Annotated in this window: 17 protein-coding genes; 10 read left to right on the forward strand and 7 right to left on the reverse strand. The window is 47.5% G+C overall.

The genetic code is table 11. The features are described 5' to 3' along the window. Window positions 1-318: 318 nt before the first annotated feature. The 3 genes from TSUB_RS23750 to TSUB_RS23760 form a co-directional block, all read right to left on the reverse strand. Window positions 319-2343 carry an oxidoreductase gene (locus TSUB_RS23750; protein WP_087024760.1) on the reverse strand — a complete coding sequence of 675 codons (2025 nt, stop codon included), beginning with the start codon at window positions 2341-2343 and terminating at the stop codon, window positions 319-321. Between the two features lie 127 nt (window positions 2344-2470). Continuing rightward, complete coding sequence (locus tag TSUB_RS23755) at window positions 2471-3475, reverse strand: helix-turn-helix transcriptional regulator (RefSeq protein ID WP_087024762.1); 1005 nt, start codon at window positions 3473-3475, stop codon at window positions 2471-2473. 384 nt (window positions 3476-3859) lie between these two features. Next, the gene (locus tag TSUB_RS23760; protein WP_087024764.1) at window positions 3860-4777 is read right to left on the reverse strand and encodes a LysR family transcriptional regulator; all 918 of its coding nucleotides are present in this window, start codon (window positions 4775-4777) and stop codon (window positions 3860-3862) included. 136 nt (window positions 4778-4913) lie between these two features. Here TSUB_RS23760 and TSUB_RS23765 point away from each other — a divergent pair, with 136 nt between their 5' ends. From TSUB_RS23765 to TSUB_RS23795, 7 genes are all read left to right on the forward strand, one after another. Next, entirely contained in the window at window positions 4914-5855 is a 942-nt protein-coding gene (locus tag TSUB_RS23765) for an NADP-dependent oxidoreductase (protein WP_087024766.1), read from the forward strand. A 565-nt stretch (window positions 5856-6420) separates the two neighbouring features. Beyond that, window positions 6421-6810, forward strand: coding sequence for a DUF2170 family protein (locus TSUB_RS23770; protein ID WP_087024768.1), 390 nt, complete (start codon window positions 6421-6423; stop codon window positions 6808-6810). Between the two features lie 10 nt (window positions 6811-6820). Next, complete coding sequence (locus tag TSUB_RS23775; RefSeq protein WP_087024770.1) at window positions 6821-7507, forward strand: PspA/IM30 family protein; 687 nt, start codon at window positions 6821-6823, stop codon at window positions 7505-7507. Between the two features lie 2 nt (window positions 7508-7509). After that, complete coding sequence (locus TSUB_RS23780) at window positions 7510-8535, forward strand: ion channel (RefSeq protein ID WP_087024772.1); 1026 nt, start codon at window positions 7510-7512, stop codon at window positions 8533-8535. A 12-nt stretch (window positions 8536-8547) separates the two neighbouring features. Beyond that, window positions 8548-9177 carry a YjfK family protein gene (locus TSUB_RS23785; protein WP_087024774.1) on the forward strand — a complete coding sequence of 210 codons (630 nt, stop codon included), beginning with the start codon at window positions 8548-8550 and terminating at the stop codon, window positions 9175-9177. 13 nt (window positions 9178-9190) lie between these two features. Further along, a complete protein-coding gene (locus TSUB_RS23790; RefSeq protein ID WP_414718389.1) occupies window positions 9191-9601 on the forward strand; it encodes a DUF350 domain-containing protein in 411 nt (136 codons plus the stop codon). Window positions 9602-9610: 9 nt separating this feature from the next. After that, entirely contained in the window at window positions 9611-10315 is a 705-nt protein-coding gene (locus TSUB_RS23795) for a DUF1190 domain-containing protein (RefSeq protein ID WP_087024777.1), read from the forward strand. A gap of 88 nt (window positions 10316-10403) precedes the next feature. Here TSUB_RS23795 and TSUB_RS23800 read toward each other — a convergent pair whose 3' ends face one another. Continuing rightward, entirely contained in the window at window positions 10404-10880 is a 477-nt protein-coding gene (locus tag TSUB_RS23800) for a MarR family winged helix-turn-helix transcriptional regulator (RefSeq protein WP_087024779.1), read from the reverse strand. Window positions 10881-11031: 151 nt separating this feature from the next. Next, the gene (gene kdgR, locus TSUB_RS23805; RefSeq protein ID WP_087024781.1) at window positions 11032-11826 is read right to left on the reverse strand and encodes a DNA-binding transcriptional regulator KdgR; all 795 of its coding nucleotides are present in this window, start codon (window positions 11824-11826) and stop codon (window positions 11032-11034) included. Window positions 11827-12269: 443 nt separating this feature from the next. On the opposite strand from kdgR, the gene TSUB_RS23810 reads away from it, so the two are divergent. The 3 genes from TSUB_RS23810 to TSUB_RS23820 all read left to right on the forward strand — a co-directional run bounded on the left by TSUB_RS23810 (window position 12270) and on the right by TSUB_RS23820 (window position 16110). After that, window positions 12270-13739 carry a sulfatase family protein gene (locus TSUB_RS23810; RefSeq protein WP_087024783.1) on the forward strand — a complete coding sequence of 490 codons (1470 nt, stop codon included), beginning with the start codon at window positions 12270-12272 and terminating at the stop codon, window positions 13737-13739. 264 nt (window positions 13740-14003) lie between these two features. Further along, window positions 14004-14498 (forward strand): hypothetical protein, encoded by a 495-nt coding sequence (locus TSUB_RS23815; RefSeq protein WP_087024785.1) that lies wholly within the window; start codon window positions 14004-14006, stop codon window positions 14496-14498. Window positions 14499-14508: 10 nt separating this feature from the next. Continuing rightward, complete coding sequence (locus TSUB_RS23820; RefSeq protein WP_087024787.1) at window positions 14509-16110, forward strand: ABC transporter ATP-binding protein; 1602 nt, start codon at window positions 14509-14511, stop codon at window positions 16108-16110. A 51-nt stretch (window positions 16111-16161) separates the two neighbouring features. Here the strand turns inward: TSUB_RS23820 and TSUB_RS23825 are convergent, their stop codons facing one another. Both TSUB_RS23825 and TSUB_RS23830 read right to left on the reverse strand, forming a co-directional pair. Continuing rightward, a complete protein-coding gene (locus TSUB_RS23825) occupies window positions 16162-16584 on the reverse strand; it encodes a hypothetical protein (RefSeq protein ID WP_087024790.1) in 423 nt (140 codons plus the stop codon). Window positions 16585-16838: 254 nt separating this feature from the next. Beyond that, the gene (locus TSUB_RS23830) at window positions 16839-18587 is read right to left on the reverse strand and encodes a DUF2264 domain-containing protein (protein WP_087024792.1); all 1749 of its coding nucleotides are present in this window, start codon (window positions 18585-18587) and stop codon (window positions 16839-16841) included. Between the last annotated feature and the right edge of the window lie 112 nt (window positions 18588-18699).

Below are 18699 nucleotides of genomic sequence, written 5' to 3' on the forward strand. Positions count from 1 at the left end.
GTTTTTTGATAGTAAGGTGCAACCCTGATGCACGAGCTAGCCATTAGCCTAGAAAGCGAATGCTCCGTTAGCCTAGATATCTTGTTATTGTGCCGGTTAGATGAGGCTAAATTACCTCTAGATCAGAGACAAAGATCCATAAGCTATCGGCTACTTCATTATGATGAGTTAAACCCAAGTCACTCAACCCTTGATCAAACTTAATCAGTGCTCTTTGACCTTTGCCTTGAAACGCGGGGGTTAATTTTGAAAACCCCACGCCATTCAGCGTAGGGTTTAGTTGATTTCTAATAGGCACTCAGCAACTAAAGTTAGTACTTACAGGTGGCGAGCGACCTCAAAACCTTCCCAGATTGCAGTCATAATAGTTCTCGCTTCTTGACTGTCACCAATATTAAACACCTCGTCGGCGTTAATGCTGTTCGCCACCTCATTATAGAAGCTGTTTTCAGCTTTATATCCTAAAGCAATGATGACATGCTCTGCATCGACATTTCTTACATCGCCATTGTGCTCAATGTGAACACCTTTGTCGGTGACTTGACGTAAAGGACTGTCTGTCAAGACTTCAACTTTCTCTGCGATGAGTAGCTCTTTCAACATTTGATAGTTGGCAAAACATGAGCCATGTGGCCCCCCAATAATGTCAGATGCTGCTTCAACCAGAGTGATTTGCTTGCCCCTTTGAGCTAACCACAACGCAGTCTCCGCGCCGACCAAACCACCACCAACAACGACAGCGGTCTCACCGGTGATAAGCTCAGGTTTCATCAACACATCTTCAGCCACCAATACGTATGGCTTGTCTACACCTTGTAGCCACGCAGGGATGGTAGGTCGAGAACCTGTCGCAAATACCACCGTGTCTGGTTGTTCAGCTTCGATCAACTCCACACTAGCAGCTGTTTCCATGCGCAGGTCGATGTTGTAACGATCCATCTCGCCTTCATACCAGCGAATCAGAGTAGCATCGTCGTGTTTAAATGGAGGCTGGCTTCCTGGGATCACATTACCACCCAGTTGGGCTGTTTTTTCAAACAACACCACGTTATGGCCACGCTCTGTCGCAGTACGGGCAACTTCCATACCCGCAACACCGCCACCAATCACAACCACCTTCTTCGCTTTATGTGTAGGTTTAAGTCGGTAGTCTGCTTCACGCATACACGATGGATTCACCGCACAAGACAGATTACCAACATTGGCCATACGACCAAGACAACCTACGTGACACGATAGACACGGACGCACCTCGTCAAAGCGACCACAGCGGATCTTATTAACGATCTGAGGATCGGCTAACAGCGGACGCCCTAGCGAAATACCGTGAGCCGCACCTTCTTTTACAGCGCGTGCTGCCATGTCAGGATCATCAAGACGACCTGCCAAAATCACGGGGATGTTTACGGCCTCGGCGACAATCTTACCAAACGGACGGTACATGCCAGGCTCGAAATAATTAGGCGGATGGTTCCAGTACCATGAATCGTAAGTACCAGCATCCACGTTTAAGGCATCATAACCTGCCTCTTCAAATAGCTTGGCCGCCCTAACCCCCTCGTCGATATCACGGCCACGTTCTTCAGCATCTTCTTCAGGAAGGATGCCTTGACCATAGCCTTTAAGCTGACTCTTAAGTGAATAACGTAGGCTGACCGGGAAGTCTTTCCCACAGACGGCTTTGATTCCCTTGACAATCTCGACGGCAAAGCGGTAACGGTTCTCGAAGCTACCACCATACTGATCAGTACGTTGATTGAAGAACTCTAGTGCAAACTGGTCGAGTAGATACCCTTCATGTACCGCGTGCACTTCAACACCATCGTAACCAGCCTTCTTGGCAATCGCCGCGGACTGAACAAACTTCTGAATGAAATATTGCACTTCTTCAGTCGTCAAAGCGCGATGCTTTAAAGAGGGATCGAAACGATTTGAGCAATCTGAGGCGGCCACAGCTTTGTCCGCAGAAGCAAACTCAGGGATAAGTGAACGTCCCCAGCCTGCGCCAATTTGAGCGAATATCTTAGTACCATAAGCATGAACACGCTCAGTCAATTCCATACTAGAGCGAATATACGCCGTTGGGTTGATGGTTGGGCATGGCAGTGAAGGCATCGGCAAGGTTTCAACGTCATTTTCAATCATTTGAATGCTAGTGAAAATGAGGCCAACCCCACCACGGGCGCGCTCAACATAGTATTCGATGCCACGATCGGTAAAGGCACCATGAACATCACAACTACCCAATGCACCCATAGGGGCCATTGAGTAGCGGTTTTTTAGTTTGAGCTTTCCGATATGCATCGGCTCAAACAGCACGCTGTGCTCAGTGTTAGCGTTCATTTGTTCTCCAAGACTAATAGAAATAAGAATGTTCAACTGTCTGTAATTCTAAGTAATCATGGAAATTGAAGGCATGGCTAAACGCGCCAGCCTACTGTCATTTTACGTCAGGTCTAACAATCTGTGATCAGCGACACCTGCCTAATAAACTAGATGGAGACTCCCCACTCCAACGCTTAAACGCGCGATTAAAATTACTGACATCGGTGAAACCAAGTTGCAACGCGACACTGGTTACGGATTGATGCTTCTCAACGAGCAAATAAAGCGCCTTTTGATGCTTAAATTGCTCGATCATTGCCTTACATGAGGTTCCTGCCAGACGTAGTCGCCGATTGAGGGTACGCACACTCATTAATAGACTATCTGCAATACTCACTACCGACGCACCTTCCAACGAATCCAACTGCTCCAAATAGCTCCTCACTTGCAAACAAATATCATTACTGTTCAAGCGTGCAGATTGCTCCACCAGTAGCGCTCGATGGATGGCATGAATTTCTTTATTGGCCGAGCTTAGTGGGGCAGCTACGTATCGACTTGGTATGATCAATTTGCTGACGGGATACCCCGTATAAAGCGCGCATCCACTGCGTGCAGTGACTTCCTCAATATCCGATCCTATAAGCGGCAGTGCTGGCGTCCTAAACTCTAGATGTACCTGACCCATTTGGGTATCGGCGATCATCTTGGTCAACGACAACACATACAACAGAATACCGAGCGAGGTGGTAACTGAGTCTTCAACATCAGGTTCGCGAGGAAAGATAATCAGCTCGAGATCACCGTGTAGATTAAAGTGAAGCTTGGGTTTCACCGACATACCCAGCACCACGCCAAATTCACAGATCGCCTCGACCAAATCACTCACTGTTCCAGCGGTATACAAAGCCAGAGAGAAGCTATCAAAGGTGAGTGGGTCAATATGCTGAGTGAGGCTAAATATTGACTCTATGGTCGGTGTGGTTTTGATATATTGATAGTGTGCATCACGAAGTATCCTTAAATCAGTCACACCTTCGATACGTTGCTTTAATAAGTCTTTGGGAAGTGCTTTAGTATAGAGTTTCGACCAACCTAGGTGCGCATAGTAGAGACTTGCGTGATCAAACTCGTGGATAGCTGGGTTCATATATTCCCATTAGTCTTAGTGATGAGCACACAAATTTTACCGTGCAGCATTCTAGCGCGCCTGACTTAGATCAAACCCGCCGCAACACACTGCTAAATGGCTCCCAAAACAAATAGATCCGGTTACTTGAAAATGCAGGTTTGAGTTGCCTCTCGAAAGGGGCATTGGGCTCACCACCATTTGGCTTGCATACAGCATTAATGGACCGGAAATCCCAGTATTACTGTACGTATAAAAGGAAGGAGGAGAGGGAGAAATAGAAAAAGAGCCATCCGCAGCACGGCGGTATCTCCATAGATGACTGTAATCTAAACGTAACGTTCCTTTATTTTCCGTTGTCGGAATACGTTTAATTACAGTAAAACTCATTTCGATTATAGACATCTATACTTTTTGTGCGCCGTTTTCGGCTCTCATCACAGTATCCCGAAACCATTCCTCAAAGAACTCAATAAACTTGTGTACTTTTAACGGTGTATAGGTTCTCTCTGGGTAAACAACGCTGAACGTTATTTTTCCTTCTTGATAGTCAGGCAGTAATGAAACCAACTTCGACTGATTTTGAGCACCGCTTATACAGACAGGTAAAAATCCCACACCTTCACCTTCTTCTACTAAATGCCGAACAAAAGCCGTGCTATTCACCCGAACACGGCGAGAGAAATTAACACTCTCTACCTTGCCGTCCTTCTCAAACTGAAACGCCCCTGCTCGAGCGTAGCGGTGTGTAATGATCGGGTGGTTGGCGAGTTCTTTAGCCAGCTTAGGCGCTCCCCATTTCGCGATATACGCTTCTGATGCCATCAAGTGGATAGGCATTTCGCCAATTCTCCGGTAGATCAGGCTTGAATCAGGAAACTCAGCGCTGGCGCGAATGCAAACATCAAAACCTTCTTCGATGAGGTCAACAAATCGGTCTTCTACTAAGATATCCAACTCGATATCTGGATATTGCTTAAGAAATGCAGCGCAAAGCGCAGCACTGGCAGCCTCACCAAGAATGCTAGGCATACTTAACCGAAGCAGGCCGGAAGGCGTGCCTTGAATTTCTGCAATGTCACTTTCTGCGATGGCAAGTTGATTAAGAATTTTTTGACAGTGGTGCAAATAAGATTTTCCTGCCGGCGTCAACGTTAATACCCGCGTTGTCCGCTGGAACAACCGTGCCCCTATCACCTTCTCTAAACCGGCAATTTGCTTGCTGGTGTAAGAGGGAGAGGTGTTCATCTCATCGGCAGTTTTCGAAAAATTGCCGGTCTCACTTACCCGCACAAAGATACGCATCGCGTTTAATTGGTCCATCTATTGCTCTCTATCAACAATCTATTAAGCCCTACCACTTGTTCCATTTTGGAAAAAGACTTAACTCAAATTACGCGTTTATTAACAAAAAAAGAACAAATAAGATCATTCCTGAACTCACAACGGGAGATAAATCATGAAAGCGGTTCAACTCATAGACACAAACAACATTGAAATCAGAGACATCGCCATACCTGAACCCAGCATTGATGAAGTGTTGGTAAAGGTTACCGCAGTGGGTATTAACCCCGTTGATTGGAAAATCGCAACTGGCATGTTGTCGCAATTAATAGCGCAACCACTCCCAATGACCCTAGGATGGGATTTTGCTGGCGAAGTTGTCAAAACGGGTGGCGGATATCTCAAAGGCGACAAAGTCTATGGCATGAAATCCATCGGTAAAGACGGCACGCTATCTGAATACTGCACCGTAAAACGTGACTCAATTGCACTTGCTCCGAGCAGCGTCTCAATGTCAGAGGCCGCGGCATTACCTATGGTGGCGTTGACGAGCTGGCAAGCCCTATTTGATGCTGCCAACGTGCGTGTTAAGCAACGAGTGCTTATTCAAGCTGGCGCCGGTGGAGTCGGCTCAACCGCAATCCAATTAGCAAAAGCGGTTGGCGCTTATGTCATTACCACAACGTCCGCTAAAAACCGGGACTACGTGCTTTCTCTCGGTGCTGACGAGGTCATCGACTATCAACAGCAAGACATCATTGAAGAACTGGAAAACAATCCCGTCGATGTGGTGTTTGAATCGATGTGGGGACAGTTCCAAGTCGATGCCATTCAGATAATAAAGCCTAGCGGTACACTGATCAGTCTTTCGGGTTTAATGCCAGAAACGGAGCAAGCCGCTAAAGAGAAAGGGGTTAACGCTAAGTTCGTTTTCGTTCAACCCAATGCAGGGCAACTTCGCCATATCTCTGAAATGGTCGATGGCAATCAGTTACGGGTCCATATTGAAAAATCGTATCCCTTTGAGGATGTGGTTAGTGCTTATGAAAACAATAAGCAAGTTCACAGTAGCGTCAACCGTGCCCCAATGAGAGGCAAACTTGTCGCAACACTTTAACCCACCGTCGTGCGAGAACAGGCAAGTGAGTCATTCTTCCTAACACTTCATCTGATTATTGTGTAGCGCGACCGATATCGGTCATTCTTTAGCCCCATCATTTGGTCTTCCCGATTTGTCGGCCAACAGTGCAGCAGCACTTCGATGGGGCCTTTTTCACTCTGATAACCTCTCTCAAGCTCGCGACTTACTGGCCTATGCTTATCCCCACCTCTTTATTCATTTTCATTAAGCGATAGGAATTTTTGGTCGTTAGAAAGATGTCAGCGCCATATTTTATGTAAGGTGCTGCCACTGCGGCCAAGCTAAATAGCGCGACTGTTGAACGAATAGGACACGCCCAGCGCTTGCAGTTCGTTAAACTGTGTAAAAATCATCGAGAAGTCGCGCTCAATGAATGAGCATGCGTGCTGTGAATGTAACATCATACAAAACACATGCCAGACAATATCGGGCTTTGTCGCAAAAATCGGTGTCAGGGGTTATCTTTTATTTACATTATCCCCTACAATCGTTTGGCGTTGGCAGGCTATGCCTTTTTATTAAACCATTGATAGGTAAAACAATGATGTGGACTCTAGAACAATTAGAACCCGTATTAACAGGCCACGAAGGCTGGACAGTCTCTCGCTCTGAAGACGCATTAGTCCTCGCGAATGAAAACGGCATCGAAGCCTTCCTTGCCGTTGCCGGTGAGCAAATTTTGGTTGAGGTACTACTCTTCCCTCAATCCGAAGTAAAAGACGTGGCAGCATTGAATGACGACATTCTGCGCACGCACAAGATGTTCCCTCTATCAACATTGGGCATCAATGAGATTCAAGGTGACAGCTACTATGTCGCGTTTGGTTCACTTTCATCTCAGTCAAAAGAAGAGAGTGTTGTCATCGAAGTTGCGACTCTGTTCCGCAACGTAGAAGCATTTATTGAACTATATCAAGATCATTTAGCATAAGGATCGTCGCATGGGCGTATGGAAAAAACTGGTCACTGCTATTAAAGGCGGTGCAAACGAAGCTGCAGAAGCGATTGTCGACAATCAGGCACTACGTATTTTGGATCAAGAAATCCGTGAAGCGAAAGAAGAACTTCGCCGCTCAGACAAAGCACTGGTAGGCATCGTCGCCAAGCGTAAAGTCGCTGAGCAAAAAGTCGCTGGCATCGAGAACGGTATTGCTGAATATGAAGGACATGCGCGTTCAGCAATGGAAAAGGGTCAACAAGATCTCGCGCTTGAGTGTGCTAAAAAAGTGGCAGACCTGCGTAATGAACTAGAAGGTGAGCAAACGTACCTAAACCAGTTCAAGAGTTCAGAAAGCACCATGATGGCAAACATTAGCCAAGCGAAAGATAAGCTACGTCAGCTAGAACAACAAGTTGACGTTGTACGTGCCAACGAGCAAGTGCAAAAAGCACAAGCCGCGGTTTCAGCGACCAACGTTGGTGCTAATGCCAAAATGCATACCGCAGTCGAATCGCTAGAGCGTATCAAAAATCGCCAAACGGAGCGTGCTGCAGAGCTAGAAGCAGCCGCTGAGTTAGCAGAGATGCAGTCAGGTGACGCATTAGATAAGAAACTTGCTGAAGCAGGCATCTCTGGACCTGGGCAGTCTTCTGCCGAAGACGAACTGGCACGCATCTTAGGTAAGTAACCATGCCTATTTGGCTAACGGTACGCCGATGGGTCTTTCAGCATTTTCAATCCCTAACAGGGCGCAACTTGTTAATGCTGTTTTTAGGCTACATTTCTGTATCGTGGTTGCTGTATTGGATCGCCGATGAAACGGCGATCTATGGTACCGCGACCGACTTTATTTATTATCTCGTGGTGACAGCGTCAACGGTTGGTTATGGCGATATGTCACCCGTTACCCCGATGGGGAAATGGTTCGCCCTGCTGTTTGTCATTCCGGCAGGCCTTGGTCTGTTTGCGATTGTTGTTGGTCGACTAGCAACAGCGATGGCGGATTACTGGCGCCGCAGCGTAACCGGAAAAAGAGGACTCAGTGTGGAAAATCACATTGTTATTTTGGGTTGGAATGGTCAACGTACCCTTCACCTCGTGCGCATGCTGCAGCATGAAGTTAAACATCAAAAGACCATCGTACTTTGCGTGCGACCAGAGATGGAAAACCCGCTGCCGGGTGAAGTCGAGTTCATTCGAACCGAAACCTTTACCGACGCCATTGCAATGGAAAAAGCCTGTTTAAGCAAAGCAGACACCATTCTCATTGATAACCCAGAAGATGATGTCACCTTAAGCAGCGCACTCTATTGTGCAAGCTTGAACCCCAATGCGCATATGTTGGCGTACTTTAATGATGAAAAGCTAAGCGACCTTCTTCACCATCACTGCCCGAATGTAGAGTGCATTCCTTCCGTCGCCGTAGAGATGATGGCGAAAGCCGCGATCGATCCTGGTTCTAGCCAACTTCACCATGAGCTACTTGCGACCGATCATGGCATGACACAATACGCTGTCGAGTACCCGGAAACACTTGCAGCCTGTAGTGTTGATTCGGTTTTTACGCGTTTAAAGAAAGATTACGACGCAACCCTTATTGGCCTTATGCCACCCCAAGGTGATATGCAGTTAAATCCCTCTTTGAACCAGCAAATTACACCTGGGTCGACACTTTTCTATATTGCAGATGAGCGTATACCTTCGATTCAATGGTAAGGATCTTTCATTATGTTTGATTGGCTGAAGAAAAAGAAAGCACCCGAAGTGCCAATGGCACCTGAAGTGCTTGGTTTGCGTCTTGGTGGTGCTTTCGAGCTCGATGACTTGAAGTTTAGACTCATTGAACCAGAACTCACCATCGAGGGTGCAAGTCGCACTCATATGATTCAAGCCGTCGGTGAAGTAAAGCTTGATGAAAACACGCGGATTGTTCGCTATTACACCGATGATGATGCGTTTTTACAGGTCCTCCAGCACGGGGTGAATGACGAAGATATCAGCGAAGTGAAGCTTTTCTATTTCTTTGATACCAACGCCATTGATACCAGTGCGCAGTGGGATGATTGGATCAACAACAACATTGTTCAACCCCAGTTTGAACTCGATGGTGAAACCTTTACCAAAGTCTGGGACAACGTTGTCCCTGTAGCGATGACTGAGAATACTTGGTCTCGAGAAGGTAAAGTGACACGCACAGACCAGTTCATCATGCTCTATGAACGCCAATGCAGTGAAGATTTATACGAATCTATGCTCGTGGCGGCAGAAGAGAAAATTTCCGGTACGCATGTCGATCGTTGCGTCGTGTTTAGCACTGGCATTGATCTCACGCCAACCGACTTTAAATTATTAGGCTAAGGATAGAATAATCATGGTTTCACAATATCTAGCAGGACTGCCAGCATTTGGCATGTACTTTGGCTTATCGCTCGTATTCCTGTTGGTGTTTAAGTTCATCTACACCCGTATTACGCCACACGACGAGTGGCATTTAGTCAAAGAAGAGAAGAACACCTCAGCAGCGGTTGCTTTGGCGGGTGCATTTCTCGGTTACGCCATTGCAATTGCTGGCGCAGCGAGCAACTCTGTCAACCTTGTCGATTTTGCACTTTGGGGCGTCATTGCGCTACTCGCACAAATTGCAGCATTTGCCATCATCCGCTTTGGTTTTATGCCAAAACTCATCGAGCGCATTAAAAATGATGAGTTGCCGGCAGCCATTATCATGGCAACCATGTCAATCTCAGTGGGCATGCTGAACTCCGCTTGCATGACTTACTAAGGAGGTGACATGAAACGCAGTCAATTAGTCAATAAAAGCCGTATCCGTAAAGATTGGCGCTGGTTTGCGCTTGCCCCTGTTGCTGGCGCTGTTATGACTGGCTGTAGTGGCGAGCCTGAAACAGAAGCACGCATCTACAAATCCGTCGATGACTGTACGCGTGACAACCCATCCTTCAAGCAGGAATGTTTAGCCGCATACCAAGAAGCCTTGTTAGATGCACAACGTGTCGCACCAAAATTCAATACCGTCGCTGATTGTGAGAATGAGTTTGGTGTTAATGCGTGCATGCAACCTCCTCAGCAGAATTGGTTTATGCCAATGATGGCTGGGTTTATGTTCGCGCGCCTCTTTGACGAACGTCGCTACTACACCCAACCGATGTACTATTCACGTCATCGCGATAGTTTCTATTACGATCACTGGACGACCGCAGATGGCTATCGCTATGGTTCGGTCAACAGCCGTTCTCACTATCGCATTACTCGTGAAGATATGAAGCCAAAACCGACTGTCACACGCACTATCGAACGTGGTGGTTTCGGCTCTGTCGCTAAAGCGAAAGCCAGTTGGAATGGGCCAAATTCAAACACAACGGCCTCAACGACTTCTTCTCGCACCAGCACAAGTACTACATCGAGTCGCAGTAGCACATCGTCACGTTCTTCAAGTTCGTCGCGATCGTCATCACGCTCATCAGGATGGGGTGGGTAATCGCCTCATTCACTTGGCGATTCCAAGTACAAAAAAGCGATGCTTAGACAGCATCGCTTTTTTATTGTCTGCAGAGAATAACGTGCGGTTACTCTTGTTCTGTGACGCTTCCTGTCCACATGACGGGTGCAACATCGAGGTGCTCTGCATTCATCATGCTTGAAATGCGCTGTAATGACGATAACAGCAAGGATTGCTCCCAAGCCTCCAACTCCGTGAACTGCTTGATAAAGCCTTCCTGAAGCGGCTGAGGCGCACCATTGAGCAATGTTTCCCCCTCTTCGGTGAGATAAGCATGTACTCGTCGTTTATCAAGAGAGCTTCGACGCCTCTCTATCAAATCGCGCTTTTCCAATCGGTCAAGAATTGTCGTCGCAGTTGCTTGACTCATATTGGTATTGTTAGCAAGTTGACGAATCGTCACCTCGCCCGATTGACGTATCTCACGCATTAACAATAGCTGAGGTCCCGTCAAGCCAGACTCTTTTGAGAGTTTTTTCGAATGTAGATCGATGGCGCGAATAATCTGCCGCAAGGCGATCAACACTTCATCATGCTTTTCCATTTTTTGCCCTTATCGACGTAATGGAAGGAAATTACCCCAAGACCAGCAAAACACAAAGAAAAAAACGCATTCTATGTGCGAAAAAACAACCCAGAAAGCAAAAAACCCACTAAGGTGAACCTTAATGGGTTTTGTACGACCGCGTTAGCGCTTATTCAACCTTGCCGTAAGGGTACTGTTTACACCCTAACTTGCCTGAAATACGCGCAGCAGCTTGGTGCAATTGATCGATATAGTCGGCACGTTTTTCTTCACTAAAACGGATCACTGGCAGCGAAACACTCATGCCAGCAACAACGTTGTTAAAACGATCAAGCACAGGAACGGCAATACAGCGTAACCCTTCTTCCTGCTCTTCATTGTCTTCGCCAACTCCAGTTTCACGGACGGTATTCAACTCTTCAATCAAAGAGTCAATCGTTTCGTGCGTGCGCGTTGTTGACTTTACGAACTCTACTGGCGCCAGAATCTGGCGTACTTCTTCTTCTGGGCGCTCTGCCAACAACACTTTACCAATTGCCGTACTGTAAAGTGGATTCCGACGGCCAATACGAGATTGCATACGTAGGTTGTATTTCGAATCTATCTTGTGGATGTAGATAATGGCATCTTCATCTAAGGCGCCCAAGTGTAAGGCTTCAGAGGTTGCATCACCGATTCGACGCATCTCGAAATCAGCTAACTCAACAAGATCAACATACTCAAGCGCATTAGCGCCAACTTCAAACAGTTTCAATGTCAACGAGTAGTTTTCGCTGTCACCGTCTTGCGAAACAAAACCCAAGGTTTTCATTGTTTGTAGGAAGCGGTAAACCGTACTTTTAGACATCATAAGCCGTTGAGCAAGTTCACTAATACCAATATCCTTTTGCTCACTTAATGCCTGCAAGATGCCAAATGTTTTTAATACCGAAGAGACTGACTCCGGCTGTTTTGTGGCTGTCATTCTTTATCCTAATACTGCGTGATATGTTGTTATACCTAAAATACCTCAATGAGGTAGCTTGGGTATAGGCTAATTCCACCTTCCTCATATGAAACCCAACTAATCTATTGTGGGCATCATTGACTAGTTCATTAAATGTAAAACAATGTTCTTATAAAAAAAAGCCTCTCCATACTTTTTTTAAACCTAATCGTCTCAGAATCCATACACTCGTCCTATTTCAGTTGGCAAAAATGCCTGAAAGCACTGAAATAAACGGCATAACTGCCAAAGAAATCTGCGCAAGAGATGCGCTATAGCGATGTTTTTTTGCACGAAACGGTGAAAACGAGAACAGGATCACAAGACCACAACCTCGCCAAGATGAAACCTTCACGGTACGAATGAAAAACCATAAACTATTAAATGAAACAATGATTCATTTTTAATAAAAAGGCCGACCATTGAAATCATCAACTTCTCAACCTAATGTCATTGTCATCTATGCCGATGATCTCGGTTTTGGTGACATTGGCTGCTACGGCGCTAATGACATCCCCACTCCGAATTTAGATAAACTTGCCGATGAAGGGATCAAGTTTCACCAAGGTTATGCTCCTGCCGCGACCTGCACACCCTCACGCTACAGTTTACTGACGGGAAGCTACCCTTGGCGTAACCCAAATGCCGCAGTACTGCCGGGTGATGCGCCACAGATCATTGCACCCGATGCACCAACCCTACCTAAAATGTTGCAATCTCAAGGTTATCGAACCGGCATTGTGGGTAAATGGCACCTGGGCTTAGGGAATGGCGAACTCGATTTCAATACTGAAATTCAAGGCACGCCCAATGATGTCGGCTTTGATACTTCCTATATCATGGCTGCCACCAATGATCGGGTTCCTTGTGTGTACATCAACAATCGGCATGTTGAGAATCTCGATCCTAACGATCCCATCGAAGTCACTTATGAATGGGACAACGCCTTCCCTGACGTACCAACCGGTCGCCATAACCCTGAACTCCTCGACATGATGTACGATCACGGCCATGACGGTACCATTATCAATGGCGTAAGCCGTATTGGCCACATGCGCGGCGGTAAGCGTGCTGTATGGGATGATGAAACCATGGGGGAGCACTTTGCTGACAAAGCCAAGAGCTTTATCAGTGAGAATGCTGAACAGCCTTTTTTCCTTTACTATGCCTTACATCAACCACATGTGCCGCGCATTCCGGCCCCGCAATTTAGAGGTGTCACGCCACATGGGCCACGAGGCGATGTGATAGTGGAAATGGATTGGTGCATTGGGCAAGTACTCGATCATCTCGAATCCTTGGGACTTAAAGAAAATACCTTAGTGATCTTCTCTAGCGACAATGGCCCTGTACTCAATGATGGCTACAAAGACCAAGCGATCGAGAAGAATGGCAATCACCGTATGGCAGGCCCTTTGCGAGGCGGTAAATACAGCTTGTTTGATGGAGGCACCAAAGTCCCCTTCTTGCTGCGCTGGCCCGCAAATGTACAACCAGGAGAAAGCAACACCATCTTTGGTCATGTCGACCTCTATGCCTCACTCGCCGCCCTCACTGGGGCAACGTTGGCTGAAGACGAAGCACCAGATAGCCATAACATGCTGTCAACTCTGACGGATGCACAGCAAACAGGCCGAGAGGAGATTGCCCTCGAAGGAATGCAAGGCGGCAACGTATATCGCTACCGTCATTGGGGTTACATCCCACCGCATGACGGCGAAGCTATCTGCTGCTATACCGGCAACGAAAAAGGCAACCTCAATGCGCCACAGCTGTATGACTTAAGCAAAGATGTCGGACAGCAACATAATTTAGCAGAGCAATACCCCGATGTTGTCGACGAACTGGCTACACGTTTTGCAGCCCATATGCGGTTAGATAAAACCCGATAAGATCTTTACTCAAGCACTCGCTGTCACTGCTTCACTCTATCAACACCTTTGCGCCAGCCGTCGTTGGCGCTTTTTTGATCTAATTATCGCCCAATCTCCTCCTAAGTACGGTAAAATCCGTTCAAACCACCAATTGATAACAACTATCATTTGCAATTGTTATTGAATTTCATTTTAATTAAGCACAAGTGACAGACACGCAAAGCACCATGCGATGTCGGTCAAACGAAATGCCGTTGAATGGGTAAGAAAAGGAATGTAGACGTGGATGTGAATCAATGCTGGACGCAGTTCTTGCAAGCAGAGCACTATATGGCAGAGGGATGCTGGACCGAGGCACGAGAGCTTTTTGATGGCGTATTAGCGCACCTACCGGCACACATTGATCACGCCATCAGCTGTGACCAAACCAAGCCCTGCCAGCTGGCCTGCTTGATTGGTGGCCTCAAAGATGCCGCGGTCGCTCAATCCACCTTACTCAATAAAATTCATTTATGCGATCACGCCTACGAGATCCTGAATCAAACTTATGCGCAACTGCAGTTTATCGCTTTAGAGCCAACAGAAAACACCGCTAAGATTGACCACCTTATCGAGCAACACAGTGAAAACCTATTCCGTCACATCGCGGCGTTTTGTGTGGCTCAGCGCAGCGCTAAATGGATGCTCGAATTAGATGCCCTTCAAAAAGCGCACCACCATTTCGCTAGCCTAAAGTCAGCGTCAAGCTATCAAGCCGCACCACACACACTGAATTAATGGATTAACTATGTCAGTTTCACCACTTTTGACCGTTAACAACCTGACGGTCGACTTCACCACTAACGATGGCATTGTCCACGCCGTTAAAGACGTTAACCTCACTTTAACGAAGGGCGAAACCCTCGCCATTGTTGGCGAGTCTGGATCAGGAAAATCCGTCTCGACCAATGCCGTGATGCGTCTGCTACCGCAAAATGCCATCATCAACTCGGAAGCAGAGATACGCTTCGACAACAAGCCGCTTCACACTTTGTCAGAAAAAGAGATGCAAGGCATCCGCGGTGACCGTATCGGGATGATATTCCAAGAGCCGATGACTTCCCTCAATCCTTACATGCGTGTCGGTAAGCAAGTGGCTGAAGCCTTAATGTGCCATCGCAACGTCGACAAACATCAAGCAAAAGCACGCGTCCTTGAGCTCTTTGACCTCGTACATCTTCCTCAGCCCAAAATAGCCTACAACAAATACCCACACGAGTTCTCTGGTGGTCAGTTACAACGCATTATGATCGCCATGGCATTAATGAATGAACCGGATATTCTCATCGCCGATGAGCCTACAACCGCACTTGATGTCACCGTACAAGCCGAAGTACTCAACCTCATCAAAGAGATCCAAGCCAAAATGGGCATGGCGATCCTGTTTATCACTCACGATCTTACCGTGGTAAAACACGTTGCTGATCGCGTCATGGTCATGTGCAAAGGAGAAGTGGTTGAAGAAGGCGATACGGACACCATCTTTAACCGCCCGACACAGGATTACACCAAGATGTTGATCGATGCGATTCCGAAAGGACGTAAAGATCCGGTGGAAGACGATGCGCCAGCTCTCATCAAAGCGGATGACATTCGCGTAAAATTCCTCATTAAACAACACTTCATTCAAAGCCGCAGTGAGTATTTTGAGGCCGTAAAAGGCATTTCACTGGAGCTAAAGCAAGGCGAAACCTTAGGGATTGTGGGTGAGTCTGGATCGGGAAAATCGACCCTAGGCCGCGCCCTCATCGGTCTGCTCCGTGCTTCTGGCGAAATTCACTTCAAGGGTCAAGATATCAGCCGTCTCTCTTCCAAAGCGCGTTTTGCACTCAAGAAAGATATCCAAATGGTATTCCAGGATCCTTATGGTTCACTCTCACCGCGTATGACGGTTGGCGATATCATTACCGAAGGATTGACCGTGCATCAGCCTCATCTGACGCGAAAAGAACGCCTTGCTCGCGCTCGTGTTGCGCTCCAAGAGGTACGGTTAGAGGCCAGCGCCATCAACCGCTACCCACATGAGTTCTCTGGTGGGCAACGCCAGCGTATCGCCATTGCGCGCGCTTTAATCTTAGAGCCCTCTTTCATCCTCCTTGATGAACCGACATCCGCACTGGATCGCTCCGTACAACTTACCGTCATCGACTTACTGAAAGACATTCAGAAAAAACACAACATTGGCTTTTTATTCATTAGTCATGACCTCAGTGTTGTTAAAGCGTTATCAGACCGCGTGATGGTGATGCAGAAAGGTGAGGTCGTTGAAGAGGGTGGCGCGGAGGCGATCTTTAACTCGCCACAAACTGCTTATACACAGCGACTGATCAACGACAGTATGCTGGCATAACACGATTTAGATGCACGAAAGGCGACGGAGTATCGTCGCCTTTTCATTCAATCAAGAAATGGCGAGCTGCTCTGTTAACGCACCACCTTCTAACGCGGCCAAAATGACCTGTGTCGCTCGCTTTAACACCACGTCATCCTCATCATATGCGAGAGGGTATACAACCTCTATTGCGCCACGCTCTTTTATCACCCTTACGACACCAGTACTCGTGCCTACATTAAGATGTCGCGAGCGAAAGCGCGGATCCAAGTCCCATACCGCCGCGGTGATCGCATAGTCGGCAAACGTCGCAGTATCCATTAAACGATCTAGTCGAGTATTCTTGAGATCTAACACCTTCTTAAACCGACGAATATTCTGCTCTGCGTCGCGAGAGATAGAGCGCCCCTCACCGCATGGAATACAACGCATCTGGGAAGCCGCCTCTGTGCCTTCTAAAAGCTCTGTTTTACACACATCACAACTGAGCATAATCACTCCTTACCTTAAATATGGCATCTGAGCCTATTCGTGATACTTACAATTGCAATCAAGAACACGGCTTCGTGCCCCCAGATTCGGCACATTCAACACCGATAGGAAAAATGTTGAAAACGAGAGACAAAAACTGTCTGATGACTCTAAATATTTATCACCCAGTTTTTAGGCTCATATAGATAAAAAAGCCCGCGGATAGCGGGCGAAAAACAACAAAAACAAATAGATTGTCATTAAGGGAAATGTCGCTAGGCCGGTACCCGACCTGCTCGAATAATGGTCCGTAACACGGATTTTCCTTTCCGTATTTGGCCGCTTGCGGAAGGGACCGAACACTGAGTAAAGCGTAAATTACTATTGGGTGCACAAGGCAGCGGCGCGCAACGACCACCATCTTCAATCTCAAGTTCACTCCACACTGTCGCGCCACCAATACGGCAGGTGTTATCTTTGATCGCGTTAGGATCGGTTAAGCACGAAACCCAACTGTCGACAGCGTATCCAGTGGCGACAAAATGAAGATCAAAATCACTGTTAATCTCGTGCTCTCGGACTTCGCCATCGAGAGAGAAGCGCTGTCGCGTCGTCACGTGACAGCCTGCAAAAGGTTGCCACACCGTTTCTAGCCAGCCGCCGGACCAGCGACGATCAATGAGATCGCTTCGGCTAAACCATTGCTTAGTTTCTGGGTGCTGAAACGCCAACAAGTTATCACCGACAAACCCCTGCTCTAACCACTGTGTGCTTTCAACACAGAATCCGTGATCACTGCTGTAGGCAAATTTCAGATACTTATCCGCACTATGGCGCAGCTCTGCACTGCCCATGCCGCCCGTCAGCATATACACCCCGCGATCGCGCTTGATCACTTGATGCTGATGCTGGAAAACCATGATCGATTTTTCTTTATCGTCGGTGGGGTTTAAACGCCAAAAAGGGTGATCTGGACCAAGACGCAAGACTGAAAATGCCTTCAATGCCAGAAGCGGCGACATCGCGCTGGTGTAAAACTCCGAAACATTCAGGTTCGGATAGCTAAAACCACATTGCAAACCGAAACGGTCATCCCATATCGGTTGTTGAGACCACCACTGCATGTTGCGTTGCCAATGGCCACGATAGTGCTGGATCTTCTGCGGCAGATCCGTCATCTCTGCCAACTGCCCCCATAGTGCCGCGGCCGCGAAACGATAGTTTAATGAGCGACCGTAAACAAGCTGCGCACCATCATCTGCAAACCAAAATCGATAGCGTTCAGCAAACTCAAACGCACGTTGTAGATAGAGCTGAGCCCGTTGCGGATCGCGGCGACGACACCAACGCACATACGTCAGCGCGTAAAAATGGAAAGCAAATGGGTTGTAGTAATCATAGACTTCGCGAGGCCCGTCATGATACCAACCCTCTGAGGTATATGAACGCTCCACCAACGCAAAATCATACTCCAGCACCGAGCGATCAATCGGCTCTATTGCGCCGCCCACCAGCTCCAACGCCGTGAGAATCAGAATACGGAAAAAGCGCCAATTATTTTCTGGGAGTTTGAGCGTGGCGACACTGCCAAGCCAGTTAAGTAGGTTAGCCTGCGATTCCGGTGATAGAGCGTCAAAGAAAATCTCCCTCGCATCAATCATCGCCACGGCAATCGACGTCATCTCGACAACGCGCTGATCAAAATCAATCGGTACACCCCAATAGTTTGGATGCACAGGGTTAACGCCGTTTTCAATGCGTTCACGTAACGCTGCACAGGCGTCAGGGAGAGAGTCAGCCGCAGGGACAACCGCCCACATTAATCGCGCCACCCCTTCGAGGTTCTGAGCACTCGCATCAAAATGCGCCGCCGGGGTCAGGTTGGCCGTTTGCTGACAATGGTCATTAACGAAATGTGCCGCGATTTCTTTCAAAGGTGTTAGGGTCGTTTCAAAATCAGCAAACAAGGTTTGCTCTATCTCTGGATGTAATCGTGCGATCAAATCCGTAATTCGATAAGCCATAGTTTCTTCTTATTGTTGACGACAATCTGCGCTGTCGGTCTTTGAGTTAGGGTCGTGTTGGAGGCTGCTCACCGCACCTTCCATGGCACAGTGAACAGAAAAGATTTGCCCT

The sequence above is a fragment of the Thaumasiovibrio subtropicus genome (assembly GCF_019703835.1).
In the GTDB taxonomy this organism is placed as follows: Bacteria; Pseudomonadota; Gammaproteobacteria; order Enterobacterales; family Vibrionaceae; genus Thaumasiovibrio; species Thaumasiovibrio subtropicus.